The organism is Streptomyces sp. NPDC017991 (assembly GCF_044328075.1).
GTDB lineage: Bacteria > Actinomycetota > Actinomycetes > Streptomycetales > Streptomycetaceae > Streptomyces.
This window is the reverse complement of the sequence record NZ_JBIRGP010000005.1, coordinates 83,632-106,226: the sequence shown is the minus strand read 5'-3', so window position 1 is coordinate 106,226 and position 22,595 is coordinate 83,632. Positions and strand designations below refer to the sequence as shown.

Sequence of the window (22,595 nt, the reverse complement as noted above, 5' to 3'; positions counted from 1 at the left end):
CTTCAGGGGCGCGGGGAACGGCGCAATCTTTTGCTTTTCAGGGGGGCGGGGAACTGCGCGGTCGTCTGCCTTCAGGGGCGCGGGGAACGGCGCAGTCTTTGGCTTTTAGGGGGCGCGGGGAACGGCGCAATCCTTTGCCTTTCAGGGGGGCGGGGAACGGCGCAGTCTTTGGCTTTTAGGGGGCGCGGGGAACGGCGCAATCCTTTGCCTTTCAGGGGCGCGGGGAACTGCGCGACCAGCCCCCACCGACCCGCACCCACCCTCCGCCCGCCCCCAGGTAGGGCTCCCAGGCCAAAACCACCACCACACTTTCGGGTACCGATCACCGAACCCCCGGGGCACGCCGCCCCGAACGCGACAAGCTGGAAACCCCGTCGCGCGCCCCGGAGGCCCCCATGAGCACAGCCCTCGCCTCGGGCCCCCAAGGCCCGGACAACCTGCGCCCGTTACTCGGCACAGTGCTCGACGCACTGAAGACGGGCGCGGCCACCCGCACCGGCCCCCTCCCCGCAGGCGGCCCCGCCGAAGTGGCCGCCCGCCTCCGCGAGGCCCTCGGCGACCCCCTCCCCGCCCACGGCGAAGAACACGCCCTGCACACCCTCGTCCACGCCCTGGCAGCAGGCGCCGCAGACCCCGCCCACCCCCTCTGCACGGCCCACCTCCACTGCCCACCCCTCGCCGTCGCCACCGCCGCCGACCTCGCCGCCACCGCCCTCAACCCCTCCCTCGACTCCTGGGACCAGGCCCCCGCGGCCTCCGAACTGGAAACCCTCCTCACCCGAGCACTCGCCGCCGAGGTCTATCCCCCCACCGACCGGACCGCCACCCCCGACGCCCTCGTCACCACCGGCGGCACCGAAGCCAACCAACTCGCCCTCCTCCTCGCCCGCGAACAACACCCCCACGTGCGACTCGTCCAGGCGGAGAACGCCCACCACTCCCTCCACCGCGCCACCTGGCTCCTCGGCCTCCCCGAACCGGTCACCGTGCCCGCCCCCGCAGGCACCATGGACCCCGCCGCTCTCGACCAGGCCCTCACCGCACTCGGCGGCCCACCCGGCACCGTCCTCGTCGCGGCCACCGCCGGCACCACCGACGCCGGCCTTATCGACCCGCTCCCCGAAATCGCCGGCATCTGCGAAACCCACGGCGCCCGCCTCCACATCGACGCCGCCTACGGCGGAGGCCTCCTCCTCAGCGACCACCACCGCCCCAAACTCGACGGCCTCAGCCGCGCCCACACCGTCACCCTCGACCTCCACAAACTCGGCTGGCAGCCCATCGCCGCAGGCCTCCTCGCCGTACGCGACCCCCAAGACCTCCACGCACTCACCCACCACGCCGACTACCTCAACGCCGACGACGACACCGAAGCCGGCCTCCCCGACCTCCTCGGACGCTCCCTGCGCACCACCCGCCGCGCGGACATCCTCAAAATCGCCGTCACCCTCAAAACCCTCGGCCGCAGCGGACTCGGCGCACTCGTCGACCAGGTCTGCGCCCACGCCACCGCACTCGCCGAACTCATCGACGTACACCCGCACTTCGAGCTCTACGACCGGCCCACCCTCAGCACCGTGCTGTTCCGCCCCACCCACGCCACCGACACCACCGTCGCCGACGTACGCCGCACCCTCCTCACCGAAGGCCGCGCCGTCCTCGGCCGCGCCCGGCTCGACAACCGCCTCTGGCTCAAAGCCACCCTGCTCAACCCGCACACCGGACCCGACGACCTCGCCGCGCTCCTGAAACTGGTGGAAGGACACACCGCCCGATGACGCCGCCCGCCACACCCCCCACACACCACCAGCCCGAAGCCCCCCGCGACCTCGTCGGCATCGGCATCGGCCCCAGCAACCTCTCCCTCGCCGCCCTCGCCCAACCCCTCGCCGAACTCGACACCGTCTTCTACGAACAACACCCCGCCTTCGACTGGCACCCCGGCCTCCTCCTCGAAGGCGCCACCCTCCAAGTCCCCTTCCTCGCCGACCTCGTGACCCTCGCCGACCCCGCCAGCCCCTGGACCTTCCTCAACTACCTCAAAACCCGCGAACGCCTCTTCCCCTTCTACTTCGCCGAGCGCTTCCACATCCACCGCGCCGAATACGCCGCCTACTGCCGCTGGGTCAGCGACAGCCTCCCCGGCCTCCACTTCGGCCACCAGGTCGACGCCGTCCGCTGGAACCCCGAACGCGACATCTTCGAAGTCGACTTCACCCAACTCGACACCGACGGCGAAGCCGAAGCCCTCGGCCGCACCTACACCAAGAACATCGCCCTCGGCATCGGCACCGCCCCCCACATCCCCGAACCCATGCGCCCCCTCGCCGAAGCACCCGGCGTCCCCGTCATCCACGCAGCCGACTACCTCGAACACCGCGAGAAGTTCCTCACCGCCGGCCACGTCACCGTCATCGGATCAGGACAGTCCGGCGCCGAAGTCTTCCTCGACCTCCTCAGAAACCGCCCCACCGGCCGCGAAAGAATCCACTGGCTCGCCCGCACCGAAGCCTTCGCACCCATGGAGTACTCAAAACTCGGGCTCGAACACTTCACCCCCGACTACACGCGCTACTTCCACGCCCTGCCCGAACCCGTACGCGACCGGCTCGTCCCCGCCCAATGGCAACTCCACAAAGGCATCGACGCCGACACCATCGCCGCCATCCACGACGAGCTCTACCGCCGCACCCTCGACGGCGGCTGGCCCGACACCGTCCTCACCCCCGGCGTCCACGTCCGCACCGCGGGACGCATCGCCACCACCAAGATCGAACTACACCTGGAACACACCCAGCAGGCCGACCGGTCCCGCATCACCACCGACGCCGTCGTCCTCGCCACCGGCTACCGCCAACGCCCCCTCGACCGCATCCTCGCCGGACTCGACCCCTACATGCGCCGCGACGCCTCCGAACGCCCCCGCATCGACGACCAACACCGCCTCGTCCTCGACCCCTCCGTCACCGGATCCGTCTACGTCCAGAACGCCGAAACACACACGCACGGCGTAGGCGCCCCCGACCTCGGCCTCACCGCCTGGCGCAGCGCGAACATCCTCAACTCCCTCACCGGCAAGGACCCCTACCCCCTGCCGAGCCGAACGGCCTTCACCACCTTCGGACTCAACCCACAACCCCAGATCCCACCCGCCAGGCGACCGAAGACCCTCACACCACTGGTGGCCGACTGAAAAACAGCCGGCCACCAGAAAAACACCCGCACGGACCCCTGGGCCCCGAACCTCTCGAAGGAACCCCTAGAAGACCGGCGTGCCCTCACGCGTCAGCTTCCAGTCCACCGACGCGAACTCCTTCGGGTCCAGCGAACCCTTCGCCGTCACCCACTCCGCGATCCGCGTACGGATCTCCGTCGACTCCGCCCACAACTCCTTCGCCGACGCCACATACGGGAACGCACCCCCACCGTTCGCCCGGTAGTTGTTCACCGCGAACACGAACTGCTGCGCATCGTCCAACGCCGCACCGTCGAAGGAAAGATTCTTGATCCGCGACCCCGCCGCCTGCGCGATGTCGATGTCGTACGACAACCCCGACACGTAGTCGTAGTTGTAGTCCGGCCGGTTGCCCGCGTTCGTCAGCTTCTCGACGTCGACCACCGCACCGGCCGCCGTCTGCACGAAATACTCCGCCGAGAACTCCAGATACGCCCGCACCTGCGCACCCGTCAGCAACTTCGCGACCAACGTGTTGTCATACACGTACAGACTCGACAGATCCCGGATCGTCACATCCCCCGCCGGAATCTCCGACGTCCGCGAGAACGGCGACGCCTGCGACAGCACCGGCAACGACGCGTACTCCGTACCCGCCAGCGCCGCCTTGACCACGTCCTCCTGGACCTTCGTGATCAGGTCGATGATCGGCGCGTCCTTGTACCGCGCCTCCACCGTCGTCAACGTCTCCGTCGCCGTCCCGACCACCTGGTTGACGTACGCCACGACCACATCGTGCTCGTCCTTCAGCAGCTTCGTGATCCGCGGATCGTCCACCACCGCATTCGAGTTACGGACCGACGCCGCCACCGACTCGACCGACCAGCGGCCCTTCTCGAAAACCAGCTCGAAGTCGAACAGCGACAACCGCTCCGCATACGCCAACGGCTCCGACAGCACGACCGTCTTCCCCGACTTCGTGTTCGTCACCTTCAGCTCGGGAATCTCCACATGCGCGTGCCCGACCAGAATCGCGTCGATCCCCGGCACCTGCTGCGCCACCAGAGCCGCCGAATTCTCCACGTACGGCAACTGGTCACCGTACGACGACGTACCGGAGGAACCGCTGTGCGCGGACACGACGACCACGTCCGCACCCATCGACCGCAGCTTCGGCACCCACTTCGCCGCCTGCTCCTCAAGCCCCGGGAACACCAGCTTCCCCTGGACATACGCCTTGTCCCAGATCGCGATCCCCGGATTCGTCAGACCCAGAACCGCGACCTTGACCGGCGGAGCACCCTTCACATGGAACTTCTTCATGAAGTACGGAGGGAAAGCCGGCTTCAGCGTCTTCGCGTCCAGCGCGTTCGCACCCAGCAGCGGGAAACGGCACTGCTCCTCGAACTTCCGCAGCGTCTCGATGCCGTAGTTGAACTCGTGGTTTCCCAGCGCCACCGCGTCATAACCGATCGCGTTCATCGCCTGCGCCATCGGGTGCACCGGCCCGCCCTTGGCGGTGATCGGGTCCACCTTCGCGTAGTAGTACGTCAGCGGCGTGCCCTGAATCGTGTCACCGGCATCCAGAAGCAGCGTGTTCCCACGGCCCTTCTCCTTGCGCACCGCGTTCACCAGCGTCGAGATACGCGCCAGACCCTGCGCGTTGCCCGCCGCGTCCTTGTACTCCGCGTCCTTGAAGTAGTCCCAGTTGAAGACATGACCGTGCAGATCCGTCGTCCCCATCACCGTCAGCGAGTACCGCTTCGGCTTCGGCTTCCCGTGCCCCGTCGCCACCGTGGCCTCGGCGCTCGGCGCCGCGGCCGCACCGGCCAGAGCGACCCCGGCCCCGGTCACAGCGGACTTCTTCAGGAACTTCCGGCGGTTCAACGGCATGACGGGCTACTCCTCGGAGGAACGATCAACGACGCGCGTAGATGTCGAGGCGGCTCTCGATCCGCAACTCAACAACGCGCGTAGATTCTGACCCGAGCGCGCCACACGGCAACACCCCCCGCAGGTTTCGATTCGATGACCGGCAGGCACCACGGCCGACCCACCGGTGACAGAGTGGGACGTATGACTGCCGCCCCCGAACACCCCGCTCCCGAGCACCCCGCCCCCGCCACCCCCTACGGCACCCCCGCGGCCCCCCGCATCGCCGTCCGCGGCGAAGCCCACCTCGAAGTCGACCCCGAGATAGCCCGCATCGGCATCACCGTCAGCGCCCGCGGCACCGACCGCGCAGACGCCCTGAACGACCTCACCCGCCGCAACACCACCGCCCTCGACCTCGTCAAGACCTACGGCGACGCCGTCGAGAAACTCGAAACCGGCGCCTTCTCCATCACCCCCGAACTCACCAGACACGGCCGCGGCGAACGCGTCCGCGCCTACCACGGCCGCGTCCACATCACCGCCGAACTCACCGACTTCACCGCCCTCGGCGAACTCACCACCCGCCTCGCCGACCTCGACCTCACCAGCATCGAAGGCCCCTGGTGGGCCCTGCGCCCCGACTCACCCGCCCACCACCAGGCCAGACAACAAGCGGTACGCGAAGCGGTCCAACGAGCCCGCGAATACGCCGAAGCCCTCGGCACCACCCTCGCCGCCCTCGTCGAACTCGCCGACATCGAAGCCGAGAACGCCCAGCCCTACGCCATGGCAGCCCCCCAGTTCGCCATGCGCTCCAAAGGCTTCGACGCCGCCGCCGAACAGGCCCCCGCCCTCGACCTCGAACCCGAAAGACAACACGTGTACGCACAGGTCAACGCCCGCTTCACCATGTCACCACCAGCGCTGTAAAAACCCGCCGACCGCCTTTGGAAGTGCTCATCGGAGCACCCCCGCGCACAATCCAACCCTTGTCAATATCCCTTCACGCAAAGGTTGTTGAGCAGTCATGCGGCGCCAATTCCCTACCCACTGGTAAGCCCTAGGCTCATACCATGCGCCGAGCGAAAATCGTCTGTACATTGGGCCCCGCCACCGACTCCTACGACCAGATCAAAGCACTGGTCGAAGCCGGAATGGACGTAGCCCGCTTCAACCTCAGCCACGGCGGCTACGCCGACCACGAGGAGCGCTACCAGCGCGTGCGCAAGGCCTCCGACGAGACCGGCCGCAGCGTCGGAATCCTCGCCGACCTCCAGGGCCCCAAGATCCGACTCGGCCGCTTCACCGAAGGCCCCGTACTCCTCGAACGCGGCGACACCTTCACCATCACGGTGGAAGAGGGCGCGAAGGGCGACCGCCAGACCTGCGGGACCACGTACGCCGGACTCGCCGCTGACGTCACCACCGGCGAACGCATCCTCGTCGACGACGGCAAGGTCTGCCTCGAAGTCACCTCCGTCGACGGACCCCGCGTCCACACCACCGTCGTCGAAGGCGGCATGGTCTCCGACAACAAGGGCCTCAACCTCCCCGGCGTCGCCGTCTCCGTCCCCGCCCTCTCCGACAAGGACGAGAACGACCTCCGCTGGGCCCTGCGCACCGGCTGCGACGTCATCGCCCTCTCCTTCGTCCGCAGCGGACGCGACATCGAGGACGTCCACCGCATCATGGACGAGGAGGGCCGCCGCCTTCCCGTGATCGCCAAGGTCGAGAAGCCCCAGGCCGTCGAGAACATCGACGACATCGTGGCCGCCTTCGACGGCATCATGGTCGCCCGGGGCGACCTCGGCGTCGAGATGCCCCTCGAACAGGTCCCGATCGTCCAGAAGCGCGCGATCAAACTGGCCAAGCGCAATGCCAAGCCGGTCATCGTCGCCACCCAGATGCTCGACTCGATGATCGAGAACTCCCGCCCGACGCGTGCCGAGGCCTCGGACGTGGCCAACGCCGTCATCGACGGCACGGACGCGGTGATGCTGTCCGGCGAGACCAGCGTCGGCAAGTACCCCGTCGAAACGGTCGCCACGATGGCCCGCATCGTGGAGGCGGCGGAGGAGGACATCCTGGCCACGGGCCTCCCGCCGCTGACGGACCGGAACAAGCCGCGCACCCAGGGCGGCGCGGTCGCCCGGGCCGCCGCCGAGATGGGCGACTTCCTGGGCGCGAAGTTCCTGGTCGCCTTCACCCAGTCCGGCGACACGGTCCGCCGTCTGTCCCGCTACCGTTCGCCGATCCCGCTCCTGGCCTTCACCCCGGACCAGGCGACGCGCTCGCAACTGAATCTCACGTGGGGCGTCGAGACACTGCTCGGCCCACACGTCGACTCGACGGACGCGATGGTCGACCAGGTCGACGAACTCCTGTTGCGGCACGGCCGCTGCCAGAAGGGCGACATCGTCGTCATCACGGCCGGCTCACCCCCCGGAGTCTCAGGCTCCACGAACCTGGTCCGAGTCCACCACATCGGAGAGGACGACAGCCCGAAGTAGGGGGCCGGGTTCAGTATTTGGCCCCTACGTGGATGTCCATGAGAGCGACGGATGCGCGGCGGGCGACGGAGATGTTGTACAGGTTGCCCTGGCGGGTGCAGTGCGTCCACTCGACGCCCAGCTTGTCGAGTGTGTCGGTATAGAGCTGCCGGATGTCGTCGGAGACGTTGGTGAAGAAGTACCGGGGGTACTCATAGCGCTTGCGCTCACCGGCCACGATTCGGGTCGTCCAGTTGATGATCCGGCACCCGTCGGAGTGGATGAGCCCCCGGATGAACTCCCACGGGTGGGCGTCGACGATGTCCCGCTGCCAGGGTTCGAGGGCGATCAGGCGGTCGTGCTTCTTGCCGGGGCCGTGCTGGGGGAAGAGGCAGGGCAGGTGCTTCGAGTAGACCTTCACGTTGCGGCACCCGATCTTGCGGACGCGGCAGACCGAGTTGTCGGGGAACACCGTGCGCATGGCCTGCTCGCAGTCGTCCATGAGTCCTGGCCACGACTCGCCGCAGGTGATCATGAGATTGGGCACGCGGTGCTCGGAGTAGTGGCTGATGTGGCCATCGCCCAGATACAGGCCGAGCAGGTAGCTGTACGCGGCCCCGTCCAGCTCCCGGCCGTCGCATCGCGGGCACTTCGGGTCGTGTTTCCCTGGGCATTCGCCGCGTTTCGCTCTGTGGAGATGCTTCCAGTAGCTGATCGTGCCGGGCGGGACGTTGAACGTCCGTGCCACGTCCGCGTTGCTCGCGCCGTTCCGCAGGAGCGTGAGCGCTTTTTGTCGCACCTCTGTGCCGTGGAAGTTCATGCGAACACCCTGTGTCACTGATCGCGACTGTGCGCAGCGAAAAGCGGATGTTCACGAGAACGGGAACATCCGCTTTGCTGTGCTGACCTTGGAATCAAAGGAAAAGTGCCCCAGGTGGGATTCGAACCCACACTGTCCGCTGTTTGAGAGCGGCCTCTCTAACCGGTTGGAGTACTGGGGCCTTGGAAAGGAAGGGTTGCGACCACCCCTCGGCCCACTACCTTACCGCAGCTAGGTAGGCTCTTGGGAGCAGTACCTGCCCCATAAAGAGGAGCCCCCGTGACCGCCCCCGAGTCGCCCCAGCCCGTAGACGCGCCCGACGACGACAAGTCGCACGTGCCTCCGCTGACGACCCGTGTCGTCATCGCCGAGGACGAGGCGCTGATCCGTCTCGACCTCAAGGAGATGCTCGAAGAAGAGGGGTACTCGGTCGTCGGCGAGGCCGGTGACGGTGAGGAAGCCGTCGAGCTCGCCCGGGAGCACCGCCCTGACCTGGTCATTCTCGATGTGAAGATGCCGAAGCTCGATGGGATCTCCGCCGCCGAGAAGATCGCGGAGGAGTCCATCGCCCCCGTGCTGATGCTGACCGCGTTCTCTCAGCGCGATCTCGTCGAGCGGGCGAGGGACGCCGGCGCGATGGCGTACCTCGTGAAGCCGTTCAGCAAGAGTGACGTCGTCCCGGCCATCGAGATGGCCGTCTCGCGGTTCACGGAGCTGAAGGCGCTGGAGAAGGAGATCGAGGATCTCACCCAGCGTCTGGAGACGCGGAAGCTGGTCGACCGTGCGAAGTCGGTGCTGCAGACGGAGTACGGCCTCACCGAGCCGGCGGCGTTCCGGTGGATCCAGAAGACGTCGATGGACCGTCGTATGTCGATGCAGCAGGTCGCCGAGGCGGTCATCCTGGACGCCGACGAGAAGAAGGCCGACAAGAAGGCCGCGAAGGGCTGAGCGGCGAGCGTTCTTGTACGTGCCTGCACGCCCCTGTACGACAACGTACGGCTGAGGCCCGCACCCCGGATTCACGGGTGCGGGCCTCAGTCGTACGGCAGGCGTGGACCTCAGTCCTCGCCGAGGTACGCCTTGCGGACGGATTCGTCGGTGAGGAGGTCGCGGCCGGTGCCGGAGAGCACGATGGAGCCGACTTCCATGACGTGTCCGTGGTCGGCGAGGGAGAGCGCCGCCTGGGCGTTCTGCTCGACGAGGAGGATCGTCGTGCCCTGGGACTTGAGTTCCTTGATGGTGGCCATGATCTTCTGCATCATGATCGGCGAGAGGCCCATGGAGGGTTCGTCGAGCATGAGTAGCTTCGGCTGGGACATCAGGGCGCGGCCCATGGCGAGCATCTGCTGTTCGCCTCCGGAGAGGGTGCCGGCGGCCTGCTTGCGGCGTTCTCCGAGGATGGCGAAGAGGTCGTAGGCGCGCTGGATGTCCTTTTCGATGCCTGCCTTGTCGTTGCGCAGGAAGGCGCCGAGGCGGAGGTTGTCCTCGATCGTCATGCGGGGGAAGATGTGCCGCCCCTCGGGGGAGTGTGCGAGTCCGAGGGAGACGATCTGGTGGGCCGGGGTCTTCTTGAGCGACTTGCCCTGGAACTTGATCTGGCCGCCGATGGGCTTGAGGAGGCCGGAGAGGGTGCGCAGGGTGGTGGTCTTGCCGGCGCCGTTGGTGCCGATGAGGGTGACGACCTGGCCGGCGTCGACCTTGAAGGAGATGCCCTTGACGGCTTCGATCTTGCCGTAGGCGACCCGGAGGTCTTCGACTTCGAGGAGTGCGGTCATCGGTCGGTCTCCTTGCGGGGCGCGGCGTCGGCCTGTGCTTCGGCCGCTTCGACCTCCGCGACTTCGGCTTGGCCGGGTGCGTCTTCGTAGGGTTCGCCGAGGTAGGCGGCGACGACGCGTTCGTCTCCCTGGACGGTGGCGCTGTCGCCTTCGACGAGTTTCTCGCCTTGGACGAGGACGGCGACGCGGTCGCAGAGGTTGAAGATGAAGCGCATGTCGTGCTCGATGACGAGTACGGCGATGCCCATGTCGCGGATGGCGAAGACGAGTTCTTCGGTCGCGCGGGTTTCCTGGGGGTTCATTCCGGCGGTGGGCTCGTCGAGGAGCAGGAGGCCGGGTTCGCTGGCGAGGGCGCGGGCGATTTCGAGCTTGCGCTGTTCGCCGTAGGGGAGGTTTCTTGCGAGGTGGTCGCGTTTGGCGGCGAGGCCGATGAACTCCAGGAGTTCCATGGCGCGTTCTTCGGAGGCTTTTTCGGCTTTCTTGAAGCCGGGGCCGCGCAGGAGTGCGGACCAGAGGCCTTCTTTTGTGCGGGTGTGGCGGCCGACGAGGACGTTTTCCAGGACGGTCATGTTGGCGAAGAGCCGGATGTTCTGGAAGGTGCGGGCGACGCCGGCGGCGGTGACTTTGAAGGATTGGGAGGGGAGGATCTTGCCTTTGTAGCGGACCTCGCCCTCGGTGGGGATGTAGAGGCCGGTGAGGCAGTTGAAGAAGGTCGTCTTGCCGGCGCCGTTGGGGCCGATGAGTCCGACGATTTCTCCGCTGTTGACGGTGAGGTCGACGTTTTTCACGGCGGTGAGGCCGCCGAAGCGCATGGTGACGCCGCGTGCGTCGAGGACGGTTTCGCCGGGGGCGTTGGCGCCCGGGGCGGTGTCCTTGGTGGTGGTGTCGGTTGTCATCGTGGTCAGGCCCCTGCCTTGCTGAGGACTGTGGGCGCTTCCGCTTCCTCGTGGAATTCGAGCTGGCGCCGCCGGTTGGGGATGAGGCCTTCCGGTCGGAAGCGCATCAGCAGGACGAGCGCGAGGCCGAAGGCGAGGAGCTGGTAGTCGCCGAGGAACTGGAGCTTGGCGGGGATGATGTAGAGCAGTGCGGCGCCGACGAGGGGGCCGCTGATGGTGCCCATGCCGCCGAGGACGACCGCTGCGAGGAGGAAGGCCGAGTTGGGCGGGACGACGTGGGCGAACTGGTACTGCTCGGGTGTCACGGTGTAGGTGACGTGGGCCTGGACGGATCCGGCGAGGCCGGCGAGGGCGGCGCCGAGTGCGAAGGCGATGAGCTTGACGCGGAAGCCGTTGATGCCCATGGCGAGTGCGGCTGTCTCGTCCTCGCGGATGGCGACCCAGGCGCGGCCGATGCGGGAGTCTCCGCTGCGGCGGAAGACGACCACGACGATCAGCGTGATGAGGAGCATCAGGAAGAAGTAGTTGGCGAATCGCGCGATGGTGAAGCCGGCGATGCTGTGTTCCTGGCCGAAGTCGAATCCGAGGATGTTGAGGTTCGGGATCGACGAGATGCCGTTGGAGCCGTTGGTGATGTCGGGTCCGCTGGTGCCGTCCATGTTGAGGACGCCGATGCGGAAGATCTCACCGAATCCGAGGGTGACGATGGCGAGGTAGTCGCCGCGCAGTCGCAGGGTGGGGGCGCCGATGAGGACGCCGAAGACCATGGCGACGGCTGCGCCGAGGAGGGCGGCGGCCCAGAACGGCAGGTGGATGTCGAAGGGTGAGGAGGGGGAGCCGGAGACCATGGCCGCGGTGTAGGCGCCGACGCCGAGGAAGGCGACGTATCCGAGGTCGAGGAGTCCGGCGAGGCCGACGACGATGTTGAGGCCGAGGGCGACGGTGGCGAAGATGAGGATGTAGACGCCGATGGTCGCGTACTGGTCGTCGGACTGGGTGAAGGGGAATGCGGCGGCTGCGACGAACGCGCCGAGCATGGTGACGTTGCGGTGCTTGCCGGTGAGTGCGGAGACCCGGTTGACGAGTCCGGCCTTGGCCGCGGCGGCGAAGCCGAAGCCGGCGGTGATGAGGAAGCCGATGAACTGCTCGTCGTACTCGGTGCCGATGCCGTAGGTGAAGACGATCAGGCCGAGGCCGAGTGCGGCGATGATGATCAGGATCTCGGCGTACGCGGGGAGTTCGCGGGCCGGGGCCTTGGTGGTGCCGGAGGCGAAGGCGGCCTTGACGACGGTGCGGTTGTGCCGCGCTTTGTGGCGGAACTGCTCCCAGGCGGTGTCTTCGGGGTCGAAGGGGTCGGGCTCCGGCCGTTCGAAGGGCAGGGAGAGTGCGCCGAGGAGGGCCACGAGGGTGGCCGTGGCCGCGACCCAGCCGCCGGGTTCGAGGTTGGCGAGGCCGCCGAGTTCGGAGCTGATCGCGAGGATCGTGTACCAGGCGGTGGCGAACGCGGCGAGTGCGGCGAGCTTGATGGCGCTGTCGGCGCCGGCGGGTGTCAGCCAGCGCAGGCCCTTGACGCCGTAGGAGGCGAGGGCGAAGAGCGTGGTGAGGATGCCGCCGATGAGGACGAGGACCTGGAGGCCGCCGGGGTAGCCGTAGAAGGTGAGGTCGCCGGGGAAGGCGGAGGTCCAGGTCCAGGCGAGGAAGGTGGAGACGATGGTGAGGACGCCGCCGCCGGTGGCGAGGGCGCGTCCGATGTGGGGCGGGATGCCGATGAGTCCGGTCGTTCCGCCGTGGGGCTTGGTGGCGGGTGTCTCGGGCGTGTTGGTCTGTGTGGTCATCGGTGTCACGCCCTGTCCGCGACGCGCTCGCCGAGCAGGCCCTGTGGCCTGAAGAGGAGCACGAGGATGAGGAGTACGAAGGCCCAGACGTTGGCCCAGGACTGGCCGCCGAGCTGTTCCATGCCGGGGACGTCGGCGATGTAGGCGGTGGCGAGGGTTTCGGCGAGGCCGAGGACGAGGCCGCCGATCATGGCTCCGTAGATGTTGCCGATGCCGCCGAGGACGGCCGCGGTGAAGGCCTTGAGGCCGAGGATGAAGCCCATACGGAAGTTGATCTCGCCGTATTTGAGGCCGTAGGCGACGCCTCCGACAGCGGCGAACGCCGCGCCGAGGGCGAAGGCGACCACGATGATGCGGTCGGTGTTGATGCCCATGAGCTTGGCGGTGTCCGGGTCCTGCGCGGTGGCCTGCATGCCGCGGCCGGTGCGGGTCTTCATCACGAAGAAGGCGAGGATCGCCATGCTGATGGGGGCGGCGATGAGGAGGAAGACGTCGCCGGTCTGGATGGTGACGTCACCGATCTTGAAGGGGCCGCCCTCGATCTCGGGGAAGTTGATGGACTGCTTCGCGTCGGGGTACCACGCCCACACGGCCTGCTGGAGGGCGAGGGAGAGGCCGATGGCGGTGATGAGCGGGGCGAGGCGTGGCGCGGTGCGCAGCGGGCGGTAGGCGAACCGTTCCGCTCCTACGGCGACGGTGACGGCGACGAGTACGGCACCGACGAGCATCAGCGGCAGCGCGATCCACATGGTGCTGCCGTCGGGCAGTACGTACAGGTAGACCGTGAGCGCGCCGAAGGCGCCGGTCATGAAGATCTCGCCGTGGGCGAAGTTGATGAGCTGGACGATGCCATAGACCATCGTGTAGCCGATGGCGACCAGCCCGTACATGGATCCCAGTAGCAGGCCGTTGACCAGCTGCTGCGGCAGTTCGTTCACCGCATGTCCTCCGAGACGTTCGGATAGTCGAGGGATGTGACCGGATGTGGGTCCGCGCGGGGCGCTTGTCCTGCAGCGCCCCGCGCGGCTCAAGTGGTGGTGCGGGTGTGGGTCAGCCGGTGTAGGTGCCGGACTTCACCGGCTTCCAGGCGCCGCCCTCGACCGAGTAGACGGTGAGCTGCTTGTTGATGGCGTCGCCGTACTCGTCGAAGCCCACCTTGCCGGTCACGCCGTCGAAGGTGACGTTCTGCATGGCCTCGGTGACCTTGGCGCGGGCGTCGTCCGGGAGCTTGCCGTCGTTGTCCTCGACGACCTTCTTCACGGCCTGGATGATCGCCCAACCGGAGTCGTAGGAGTAGCCGCCGTACGCGGCGTAGTCCTCCTTGTAGCCTCCGGCCTTGTAGTTGGCGACGAACTCCTTGGCGGAGGGCAGGTCCTCGACCGGGGCGCCGACCGAGGTGGAGAGGTCACCGGTGCTCTTGGCGCCGGCCAGCCTGATGAAGGTGTCGTCCTTGATGCCGTCGCCGCCGACCAGCGGGATGTTGGCGCCGGCAGCCTTGATCTGCTTGCTGAGCGGGCCGGCCTGCGGGTACTCGCCGCCGTAGTAGACGACGTCGGCGCCGGAGCTCTTCACCTGGGTGGCGACGGCGGAGAAGTCCTTGGAGTCAGGGTCGATGTGCTGGGTTCCGACCACCTTGCCGCCGAGCTTCTTGAACTCGTCGGTGAAGGTGGCGGCCAGACCGGCGCCGTAGGTCTTCTTGTCGTCGATGACGAAGACCTTCTTCTTCTTGGCGTCGTTGTAGACGTACTGCGCGGCGAACGGGCCCTGGATGGCGTCCGTGGTCGCGGTGCGGAAGTACGACTTGTACGTGCGGGCCTTCTTGCCGCTCTGCCAGTCGGGGCCCTGGGTGAGGGTGGGGCCGGTGTTGGCGGGGGAGACCTCGACGAGCTTGGCGTCGTCGAAGACCTTCTGCATGGACTCGGCGACCGAGGAGTTCAGCGGTCCGACGACGCCGAGGACGTCCTTGTCGGCGACGAACTTGGTGGCGTTCTGCTGGCCCGAGGAGGGCTGCGCCTGGTCGTCGAGGGCTTCGACCTTGAAGGTGACGCCTTCGACGGTCTTTTCCTTGTTGGCCGTCTTGGCGGCGAGGTCCACGGAGTTCTTGATTCCGAGACCCAGCGCGGAGAGGTCGCCGGTGAGCGGGGCGTCGACGCCGATGACGACAGTGGTGCCGTCGCTGCCGGAGTCCGAGCCGCCGTCGTCGTCGCGCGAGCCACAGGCGGTGAGGGTGAGTGCTCCCGCCGCCAGCGCGGCGGTGATGGCGATGAGCGAACGTTGACGCACGATCAGCAGTCCTTTCCCTGGCACGGCCGTTCCTCGTGGAACGGGCCGAGTCGAGCGCTGGGCCGAAAATTCTTCGAATCCGATGGCGCGGTGACTGGCCGTGACTCTAAGCGGGTGGGGGGAACGGGGAGGAGAGTCTGACGAATGCTGTGACGCTCTTGTTATGACACGAGGTAATGCAGAGCGGTACTCGGTGGGTGGATCGGTGGAATTACAGCCGATTCGTCCGGTCCACATTGTGAGAACCCGCAGATCGTGCGGCGGTGTTTTCAGCAGCGTTCTCACGTTTTGCTCGTGACGGCAGGTCGTTGCTGCAGGCTACTTGCAGTGCTTCGGACAGGTCGTGCGCATAACGCTCGCCCAGGATGTAACTGTGGTCTTCTATTGCGCGCGCATTACGCAGAGTTACGTCCAGGAAAGGAAGTCCGGCGTTCCTCGGCGTATTCGCGCATTCCGTGACATTCATAGTGACAACGATCTTGTGGCCGAAACCCGCCCTTGTCCGGAACGGTGTCCGGGGGACCGATGTCAGATGGAGCCCGGCGTAGGGCTGGGAGATCTCCACGATGGTGATGGTGGGGCCGGACAGCGCGGTGACCCGGACCGCGAAGGTGAAACTGCCCGTCGGCGCGTTCCCGGGCGATCCCTCCGCGCCCAGGTAGGTGACGTCGACGACCTGGGACGGATACGGCCCGACGGCGGGCGGCGGTGGCTGCGGCCGGGTGGCGTAGAGGTAGCCGCCGCCCGCGAGCAGGACGGTGGCCGCCGCGGACGCGAGGACGGCGCGGCGGTGGCGGGCGTAGTAGAGAGCCGCCGGGTGCCCCTGGGGCTGCTCCTGGCCGGTCGGCGGGGGAGGTTCGAGGTCGTCCCACGCGCGTGTTCCCTCGCCCGGTTCGACCGGGCCGACGCCACTCAACTCCAGGGCCCTTCCGTCGGGTTGCCGCTGCGGTACCGCTCCTGACAGCGCTCGCGCGCGGTGCGGTCGATCAGTTCTCCTGCCGCCTGTGCGCCCTCGCGCCTCTTCTCGGCCCGGGCGGCGTCCACGATGTCCAACAGGATCTCGTACTGCCGGTCGGACAGGCCCATCGACTGGTAGTCCCCGTAGGTGTCGCCGTCCAGGACCTTGTGCGACCAGTGGGCGACGAGGCGCGCGCACAGGTCCTCGGGCGGGGCCGCCGGGGGCGACGACCGCGTGCCGGGGTCCGTGCGCGTGACCTCCGGCGCGCCGGTCGTGCCGCTCTGTGTGCCGGACTCGCCGCACCCGGTCGCGCCGGCGGTCAGGGCGCCGGTCAGCAGCGCCAGTCCGAGCACCGGCCCCCGCCAGGGGGCCCCGCCCGTTCCCATGCCCTGACGCTAGGCCGCCGGGTGCCCGGGATCAACGCCCCGGCCGGACAACGGTTTCCGGACGGGCCGGCGGGCGGCTCAGCCGGTGGCGCCGACCCGCTCCGCGTCGCTCGGCCGTACATCGCGCAGCAGGCAGGTCAGCCGGGCGCTGCACACCCGCCTGCCGTCCTCGTCGCTGATCACGATCTCGTACGTGGCTGTCGAGCGGCCGCGGTGCAGGGGGGTGGCCACGCCGGTCACCAGGCCGGACGAGGCGCCCCTGTGGTGGGTGCAGTTGAGGTCGACACCGACGGCGATCTTGGAGGTGCCGCCGTGCAGCATGGCGCCGACCGAGCCGAGGGTCTCGGCGAGTACGGCGGAGGCGCCGCCGTGCAGGAGTCCGTAGGGCTGGGTGTTGCCCTCGACCGGCATGGTGCCCACGACGCGGTCCGCGGAGGCCTCGGTGATCTGGACGCCCATGCGGGTGCCGAGGTGCCCCGCGGAGAACATGGCGGCCAGGTCCACGCCGAGTGCCGAGTACTCGTCGATGACCTCTTGCGGGAACTTCATGTGGTGCTGCTCGCCCATGGGTCCGTTTCCTTACGTCGTCGGTCGTGCGCCCGGAGCCGGTGTCCGGAACCTGCTTCTAAGCGAACGCTCAGTTGGTTGCCGATTGTTCCAGACGGACGACGACGGACTTGCTGGCGGGCGTGTTGCTGGTGTCGGCGGTGGCGTCCAGCGGCACCAGGACGTTCGTCTCCGGGTAGTAGGCGGCCGCGCAGCCGCGGGCCGTCGGGTAGTGCACGACGCGGAAACCGGCGGCGCGGCGCTCCACCCCGTCCCTCCACTCGCTGACCAGATCGGTGTACGAGCCGTCGGCGAGGCCCAGCTCGCGGGCGTCCTCGGGGTTCACCAGGACGACCCGGCGGCCGTTCTTGATGCCCCGGTAGCGGTCGTCGAGGCCGTAGATCGTGGTGTTGTACTGGTCGTGCGAGCGCAGGGTCTGCAGGAGCAGGCGGCCCTCGGGGAGCTTCGGGTACTCGACGGGCGCGGCCGTGAAGTTGGCCTTGCCGGTGGCGGTCGGGAAGCGGCGCTCGTCGCGGGGCGCGTGCGGGAGGGCGAAGCCCGCCGGGTCGGCCACGCGCGCGTTGAAGTCGTCGAAGCCGGGGACGACGCGCGCTATCCGGTCGCGGACGGTCGCGTAGTCCTTCTCGAACTCCTCCCAGGGTGTGCGGGAGTCCTCGCCGAGGACCCGGCGCGCGAGGCGGCACACGATGGCCGGCTCGGACAGCAGGTGGCCGCTGGCGGGCTCCAGACGGCCGCGGGAGGCGTGCACCATGCCCATGGAGTCCTCGACGGTCACGAACTGTTCGCCGCCGCCCTGGAGATCGCGCTCGGTGCGCCCGAGGGTGGGCAGGATCAGGGCGCGCGCGCCCGTGACGGCGTGCGAGCGGTTGAGCTTCGTCGACACGTGCACGGTGAGGCGGGCGCGGCGCATGGCGGCCTCGGTGACCTCGGTGTCGGGGGAGGCCGACACGAAGTTGCCGCCCATCGCGAAGAAGACCTTGGCCTTGTCGTCGCGCATGGCGCGTATCGCCCGTACGACGTCGTAGCCGTGGCCGCGCGGCGGGGCGAAGCCGAACTCCTTCTCCAGCGCGTCCAGGAAGGCGGGCGCGGGGCGCTCGAAGATGCCCATGGTGCGGTCGCCCTGCACGTTCGAGTGGCCGCGCACCGGGCACACGCCCGCGCCCGGCCGGCCGATGTTGCCGCGCAGCAGCAGGAAGTTGACGACCTCGCGGATCGTCGGCACGGAGTGCTTGTGCTGGGTGAGGCCCATCGCCCAGCAGACGATGGTGCGCTCGGAGGCGAGGACCATGCCGAGCGCTTCGTCGATCTGCGCGCGCTCAAGGCCCGTCGCGGTGAGCGTCTCGTCCCAGTCGGCGGCGCGGGCGGCCTCGGCGAACTCCTCGTAGCCGTGCGTGTGTTCGCCGACGAAGGCCTCGTCGACGGCTCCCTCCGTCTCCAGGATGAGCTTGTTCAGGAGGCGGAAGAGGGCCTGGTCGCCGCCGATGCGGATCTGCAGGAAGAGGTCGGTGAGGGCCGCGCCCTTGAACATGCCCTGGGGGGTCTGCGGGTTCTTGAAGCGCTCCATGCCCGCCTCGGGCAGCGGGTTCACCGTGATGATCCGCGCGCCGTTCGACTTCGCCTTCTCCAGGGCGGAGAGCATGCGCGGGTGGTTGGTGCCGGGGTTCTGCCCGGCCACGATGATCAGATCCGCCTGGTAGAGGTCGTCCAGCAGGACGCTGCCCTTGCCGACACCGATCGTCTCGTTCAGTGCGGAGCCGGACGACTCGTGGCACATGTTCGAGCAGTCGGGGAGGTTGTTCGTGCCGAACTCGCGGGCGAACAGTTGGTACAGGAACGCGGCCTCGTTGCTGGTGCGGCCCGAGGTGTAGAACAGCGCCTCGTCCGGGGAGTCGAGGCCGGTGAGTTCCTCGGCGATGATGTCGAAGGCGCGCTCCCACGGCACCGCCTCGTAGCGGTCGGCGCCCTCCGCGAGGTACATGGGGTGCGTGAGGCGGCCCTGCTGGCCCAGCCAGTAGCCGCTGCGGGTCGCGAGGTCGGCGACCGGGTGCGCGGCGAAGAAGTCCGGGGTCACGCGGCGCAGGGTGGCCTCCTCCGCGACCGCCTTTGCGCCGTTCTCGCAGAACTCCGCCGTGTGGCGGTGCTCCGGCTCGGGCCAGGCGCAGCCCGGGCAGTCGAAGCCGTCCTTCTGATTGACCCGCAGCAGTGTCAGCGCCGTGCGCTTCACGCCCATCTGCCGCTGGGCGATGCGCAGGGAGTGCCCGACGGCGGGCAGCCCGGCCGCAGCATGCTTCGGTTCCGCGACCTGCGGCGCGTCCTGAACCGGATCACTCTGGGGCGGCTTGCCGGCCATGTCGGCCTCCTCTTCGAGCACATGTGTGAGGTACGTCTCCGATCCTCGCACGCGGTACCGACACGGATCGGGGCCCGGTCCGCGGGAACGGGGGAGAACCGGCACGAGGACACCGTCGTGGGCGGCGGGGCGGGGCCGACTGTCAGTGGGGCGTGGCAGGATCGGGGGTGTGGCAGAGACAGGATCGAAGAAGACCGAGAAGACCTCCGGCCAGGCCCGCCCGCGGCTGATGCTCATGGACGGGCACTCGCTGGCGTACCGGGCGTTCTTCGCGCTGCCCGCGGAGAACTTCACGACGGCGACGGGCCAGCCGACGAACGCGATCTACGGCTTCGCGTCGATGCTCGCCAACACGCTGCGCGACGAGTCGCCCACGCACTTCGCGGTGGCGTTCGACGTGTCGCGCAAGACGTGGCGCTCCGAGGAGTTCACGGAGTACAAGGCGAACAGGTCGAAGACGCCCGACGAGTTCAAGGGCCAGGTCGAGCTGATCGGCGAGGTCCTGGACGCGATGAACGCCGAGCGGTTCGCCGTCGACGGCTTCGAGGCGGACGACATCATCGCCACGCTCGCCACGCAGGCCGAGGCCGAGGGCTTCGACGTCCTGATCGTCACCGGCGACCGCGACTCCTTCCAGCTGGTCTCCGAGCACACCACCGTGCTCTATCCGACCAAGGGCGTCTCCGAGCTGACCCGGTTCACTCCGGAGAAGGTCTTCGAGAAGTACGGGCTGACGCCTGCCCAGTACCCCGACTTCGCGGCCCTGCGCGGCGACCCGTCCGACAACCTGCCGGGCATCCCCGGTGTCGGTGAGAAGACCGCCGCGAAGTGGATCAACCAGTTCGGTTCGTTCGCGGAGCTGGTCGAGCGCGCCGAGGAGGTCAAGGGCAAGGCCGGGCAGAACTTCCGCGACCACCTGGAGTCGGTCAAGCTCAACCGCCGCCTCACCGAGATGGTGCGTGACGTCGAGCTGCCGAAGGCGGTGCCCGACCTGGAGCGCGCTCCGTACGACCGCACGGCCCTCGCGATGGTCCTGGACACCCTGGAGATCCGTAACCCGTCGCTGCGTGAGCGGCTGCTGGCCGTCGACCCCGGGGCGGAGCAGGCCGAGGACGCGGCTCCGGTCGCGGCGGGCGTGGCCGTGGACGGCACGGTCATCGACGCGGGCGAGCTGGTCCCCTGGCTCGCCGAGCACGGCACGGCGGTCCTGGGCGTCGCCACGGTCGACACCTGGGCGCTCGGTACGGGATCGGTCGCGGAGGTCGCGCTCGCCGCGGCCGACGGGGCGGCGGCGTGGTTCGACCCGTCGCAGCTCGACGAGAGCGACGAGAACGCGTTCGCGCGCTGGCTCGCCGACGCCGGCAGCCCCAAGGTGCTCCACAACGCCAAGGCGGTCATGCGAGTCTTCGCCGAGCACGGCTGGAGCGTCGCGGGCATCTCCATGGACACCGCTCTCGCCGCCTACCTCGTGAAGCCGGGCCGGCGCTCCTTCGACCTGGACGCGCTGTCCCTGGAGTACCTCGGCCGGGAGCTGGCGCCCGCCGCGACCGCCGACGGCCAGCTCGCCTTCGGCGCCGACGAGGGCGCCGAGGCCGACGCGCTCATGGTGCAGGCCCGCGCCATCCTCGACCTCGGAGAGGCCTTCGGGGAGCGGCTGCAGGAGGTCGGTGCGGCCGACCTGCTCCAGGACATGGAGCTGCCCACCTCCGAGCTGCTCGCCCGCCTGGAGCGGCACGGCATCGCGGCGGACAGGGCTCACCTGGAGACCATGGAGCAGATGTTCGCGGGCGCGGTCCAGCAGGCCGTGAAGGAGGCGCACGCGGCGGTGGGGCACGAGTTCAACCTCGGCTCGCCCAAGCAGCTCCAGGAAGTCCTCTTCGGTGAACTGGGCCTGCCGAAGACGAAGAAGACGAAGACCGGCTACACGACGGACGCCGACGCGCTCGCCTGGCTCGCCGCCCAGACCGACCACGAACTGCCGGTCATCATGCTCCGCCACCGCGAGCAGGCGAAGCTGCGGGTGACCGTCGAGGGCCTGATCAAGACGATCGCCGCGGACGGCCGCATCCACACCACCTTCCACCAGACGGTCGCCGCGACGGGCCGCCTCTCGTCGCAGGACCCGAACCTGCAGAACATCCCGGTCCGCACCGAGGAGGGCCGCGCGATCCGCCGCGGCTTCGTGGTCGGCGAGGGCTTCGAGTCCCTCATGACCGCCGACTACAGCCAGATCGAACTGCGGGTGATGGCCCACCTGTCGGAGGACGAGGGCCTGCTCGCGGCCTTCTCCTCCGGTGAGGACCTGCACACCACCGTCGCCTCCCAGGTGTTCTCCGTGGAGCGCGACGCCGTCGACGCGGAGATGCGCCGCAAGATCAAGGCGATGTCGTACGGGCTCGCGTACGGGCTGTCCGCGTTCGGGCTCTCCCAGCAGCTCAACATCGACGCGGGTGAGGCGCGTGGCCTGATGGACACGTACTTCGAGCGCTTCGGCGGGGTGCGGGACTATCTGCGCCGGGCGGTCGACGAGGCGCGGGCGACGGGATACACGGCGACGCTCTTCGGGCGCCGCCGCTACCTCCCCGACCTCAACAGCGACAACCGTCAGCGGCGGGAGGCGGCGGAGCGGATGGCGCTGAACGCGCCGATCCAGGGCACGGCGGCGGACATCGTCAAGATCGCGATGCTGCACGTGGACAAGGCTCTGCGGGAGGCCGGTCTGGCGTCCCGGATGCTCCTCCAGGTCCACGACGAAATCGTCCTGGAGATCGCCCCCGGGGAGCGTGCGCGGGCGGAGGAGCTGGTCCGCCGGGAGATGGCCGCGGCGGTGCAGTTGCGGGCCCCGCTGGACGTCTCGGTGGGCTCGGGCCCGGACTGGGAGTCGGCAGCGCACTAGCTCCGCTGGGGGCGGGTGCTTCGTCTGCGGGCCCGCTGTGGCCGGTCGCGCAGTTCCCCGCGCCCCTGGGTTGGCTTGGGCGGGGGCCTGGGATCGTCCGCGGGCCCGGTGGGGGCTGATCGCGCAGTTCCCCGCGCCCCCAAAGACACAGGGCAGGGGCGCGGGGAACGGCGCAGTCTTTTGTTTTTTGGGGGCGCGGGGAACTGCGCGGCCGGCCACGACGCGCCCGCAGTCGAAACGCAGCCCCCGGAGGACCCGTCACCCGCCTGGACCCCGACCAGGCGCCCCCC

17 protein-coding genes and 1 tRNA gene are annotated in these 22,595 nt (G+C 68.6%); 6 read left to right on the top strand and 12 right to left on the bottom strand.

Going from position 1 to position 22,595, the window contains the following annotated elements; translation table 11 throughout:
* Nucleotides 1-395: 395 nt before the first annotated feature.
* Nucleotides 396-1,778: a pyridoxal phosphate-dependent decarboxylase family protein gene (locus tag ACH4DZ_RS16770; RefSeq protein ID WP_398287862.1), complete on the top strand. Its 1,383-nt coding sequence runs from the start codon at nt 396-398 to the stop codon at nt 1,776-1,778.
* On the top strand, nt 1,775-3,193 hold the full coding sequence (locus ACH4DZ_RS16765) for a lysine N(6)-hydroxylase/L-ornithine N(5)-oxygenase family protein (protein ID WP_398287861.1): 1,419 nt from the start codon (nt 1,775-1,777) through the stop codon (nt 3,191-3,193). The genes ACH4DZ_RS16770 and ACH4DZ_RS16765 overlap by 4 nt, the downstream gene beginning before the upstream one ends.
* 66 nt (nt 3,194-3,259) lie before the next feature.
* Here ACH4DZ_RS16765 and ACH4DZ_RS16760 read toward each other — a convergent pair whose 3' ends face one another.
* Nucleotides 3,260-5,068: a bifunctional metallophosphatase/5'-nucleotidase gene (locus ACH4DZ_RS16760; protein WP_398287860.1), complete on the bottom strand. Its 1,809-nt coding sequence runs from the start codon at nt 5,066-5,068 to the stop codon at nt 3,260-3,262.
* A 183-nt stretch (nt 5,069-5,251) separates the two neighbouring features.
* Between ACH4DZ_RS16760 and ACH4DZ_RS16755 the strand changes: the two genes are divergently transcribed.
* The gene (locus ACH4DZ_RS16755) at nt 5,252-5,980 is read left to right on the top strand and encodes an SIMPL domain-containing protein (protein ID WP_398287858.1); all 729 of its coding nucleotides are present in this window, start codon (nt 5,252-5,254) and stop codon (nt 5,978-5,980) included.
* Nucleotides 5,981-6,123: 143 nt separating this feature from the next.
* A complete protein-coding gene (pyk, locus tag ACH4DZ_RS16750) occupies nt 6,124-7,560 on the top strand; it encodes a pyruvate kinase (RefSeq protein WP_398287856.1) in 1,437 nt (478 codons plus the stop codon).
* 10 nt (nt 7,561-7,570) lie between these two features.
* On the opposite strand, the gene ACH4DZ_RS16745 is transcribed toward pyk, so the two are convergent.
* Both ACH4DZ_RS16745 and ACH4DZ_RS16740 read right to left on the bottom strand, forming a co-directional pair.
* Nucleotides 7,571-8,359, bottom strand: a complete 789-nt coding sequence (locus tag ACH4DZ_RS16745) for a helix-turn-helix domain-containing protein (protein ID WP_398287855.1) — start codon at nt 8,357-8,359, stop codon at nt 7,571-7,573.
* Between the two features lie 106 nt (nt 8,360-8,465).
* A tRNA-Leu gene (locus ACH4DZ_RS16740) sits at nt 8,466-8,540 on the bottom strand.
* 98 nt (nt 8,541-8,638) lie between these two features.
* Here ACH4DZ_RS16740 and ACH4DZ_RS16735 point away from each other — a divergent pair.
* The gene (locus ACH4DZ_RS16735; RefSeq protein WP_210883590.1) at nt 8,639-9,307 is read left to right on the top strand and encodes an ANTAR domain-containing response regulator; all 669 of its coding nucleotides are present in this window, start codon (nt 8,639-8,641) and stop codon (nt 9,305-9,307) included.
* Between the two features lie 110 nt (nt 9,308-9,417).
* Here the strand turns inward: ACH4DZ_RS16735 and ACH4DZ_RS16730 are convergent, their stop codons facing one another.
* The 9 genes from ACH4DZ_RS16730 to ACH4DZ_RS16690 all read right to left on the bottom strand — a co-directional run bounded on the left by ACH4DZ_RS16730 (nt 9,418) and on the right by ACH4DZ_RS16690 (nt 19,409).
* Nucleotides 9,418-10,134, bottom strand: a complete 717-nt coding sequence (locus ACH4DZ_RS16730) for an ABC transporter ATP-binding protein (RefSeq protein ID WP_398287854.1) — start codon at nt 10,132-10,134, stop codon at nt 9,418-9,420.
* Nucleotides 10,131-11,030, bottom strand: a complete 900-nt coding sequence (locus tag ACH4DZ_RS16725) for an ABC transporter ATP-binding protein (protein WP_398287853.1) — start codon at nt 11,028-11,030, stop codon at nt 10,131-10,133. Before ACH4DZ_RS16725 ends, ACH4DZ_RS16730 begins: the two co-directional genes overlap by 4 nt.
* Before the next feature lie 5 nt (nt 11,031-11,035).
* Nucleotides 11,036-12,865 carry a branched-chain amino acid ABC transporter permease gene (locus tag ACH4DZ_RS16720; RefSeq protein WP_398287852.1) on the bottom strand — a complete coding sequence of 610 codons (1,830 nt, stop codon included), beginning with the start codon at nt 12,863-12,865 and terminating at the stop codon, nt 11,036-11,038.
* Between the two features lie 5 nt (nt 12,866-12,870).
* On the bottom strand, nt 12,871-13,803 hold the full coding sequence (locus ACH4DZ_RS16715; RefSeq protein ID WP_398287851.1) for a branched-chain amino acid ABC transporter permease: 933 nt from the start codon (nt 13,801-13,803) through the stop codon (nt 12,871-12,873).
* 112 nt (nt 13,804-13,915) lie between these two features.
* Nucleotides 13,916-15,148 carry a branched-chain amino acid ABC transporter substrate-binding protein gene (locus tag ACH4DZ_RS16710; protein ID WP_398288300.1) on the bottom strand — a complete coding sequence of 411 codons (1,233 nt, stop codon included), beginning with the start codon at nt 15,146-15,148 and terminating at the stop codon, nt 13,916-13,918.
* Nucleotides 15,149-15,359: 211 nt separating this feature from the next.
* Nucleotides 15,360-16,064 carry a Tat pathway signal sequence domain protein gene (locus tag ACH4DZ_RS16705; RefSeq protein ID WP_398287850.1) on the bottom strand — a complete coding sequence of 235 codons (705 nt, stop codon included), beginning with the start codon at nt 16,062-16,064 and terminating at the stop codon, nt 15,360-15,362.
* On the bottom strand, nt 16,061-16,492 hold the full coding sequence (locus tag ACH4DZ_RS16700; RefSeq protein ID WP_398287849.1) for a hypothetical protein: 432 nt from the start codon (nt 16,490-16,492) through the stop codon (nt 16,061-16,063). The genes ACH4DZ_RS16705 and ACH4DZ_RS16700 overlap by 4 nt, the downstream gene beginning before the upstream one ends.
* A gap of 78 nt (nt 16,493-16,570) precedes the next feature.
* A complete protein-coding gene (locus tag ACH4DZ_RS16695) occupies nt 16,571-17,059 on the bottom strand; it encodes a PaaI family thioesterase (RefSeq protein WP_398287848.1) in 489 nt (162 codons plus the stop codon).
* Between the two features lie 70 nt (nt 17,060-17,129).
* Nucleotides 17,130-19,409, bottom strand: coding sequence for an FdhF/YdeP family oxidoreductase (locus tag ACH4DZ_RS16690; protein ID WP_398287847.1), 2,280 nt, complete (start codon nt 19,407-19,409; stop codon nt 17,130-17,132).
* A gap of 169 nt (nt 19,410-19,578) precedes the next feature.
* Here ACH4DZ_RS16690 and polA point away from each other — a divergent pair, with 169 nt between their 5' ends.
* Nucleotides 19,579-22,305, top strand: a complete 2,727-nt coding sequence (gene polA, locus ACH4DZ_RS16685) for a DNA polymerase I (protein WP_398287845.1) — start codon at nt 19,579-19,581, stop codon at nt 22,303-22,305.
* Nucleotides 22,306-22,595 lie beyond the last annotated feature (290 nt).

Coding starts and splice junctions, on each gene's coding strand:
- ACH4DZ_RS16690 (WP_398287847.1), bottom strand. CDS start 19,409: ATGGCCGGCAAGCCGCCCCAGAGTGATCCGGTTCAGGACGCGCCGCAG.
- ACH4DZ_RS16725 (WP_398287853.1), bottom strand. CDS start 11,030: ATGACAACCGACACCACCACCAAGGACACCGCCCCGGGCGCCAACGCC.
- ACH4DZ_RS16700 (WP_398287849.1), bottom strand. CDS start 16,492: ATGGGAACGGGCGGGGCCCCCTGGCGGGGGCCGGTGCTCGGACTGGCG.
- ACH4DZ_RS16770 (WP_398287862.1), top strand. CDS start 396: ATGAGCACAGCCCTCGCCTCGGGCCCCCAAGGCCCGGACAACCTGCGC.
- ACH4DZ_RS16730 (WP_398287854.1), bottom strand. CDS start 10,134: ATGACCGCACTCCTCGAAGTCGAAGACCTCCGGGTCGCCTACGGCAAG.
- ACH4DZ_RS16755 (WP_398287858.1), top strand. CDS start 5,252: ATGACTGCCGCCCCCGAACACCCCGCTCCCGAGCACCCCGCCCCCGCC.
- ACH4DZ_RS16765 (WP_398287861.1), top strand. CDS start 1,775: ATGACGCCGCCCGCCACACCCCCCACACACCACCAGCCCGAAGCCCCC.
- ACH4DZ_RS16695 (WP_398287848.1), bottom strand. CDS start 17,059: ATGGGCGAGCAGCACCACATGAAGTTCCCGCAAGAGGTCATCGACGAG.
- ACH4DZ_RS16760 (WP_398287860.1), bottom strand. CDS start 5,068: ATGCCGTTGAACCGCCGGAAGTTCCTGAAGAAGTCCGCTGTGACCGGG.
- ACH4DZ_RS16745 (WP_398287855.1), bottom strand. CDS start 8,359: ATGAACTTCCACGGCACAGAGGTGCGACAAAAAGCGCTCACGCTCCTG.
- ACH4DZ_RS16720 (WP_398287852.1), bottom strand. CDS start 12,865: ATGACCACACAGACCAACACGCCCGAGACACCCGCCACCAAGCCCCAC.
- pyk (WP_398287856.1), top strand. CDS start 6,124: ATGCGCCGAGCGAAAATCGTCTGTACATTGGGCCCCGCCACCGACTCC.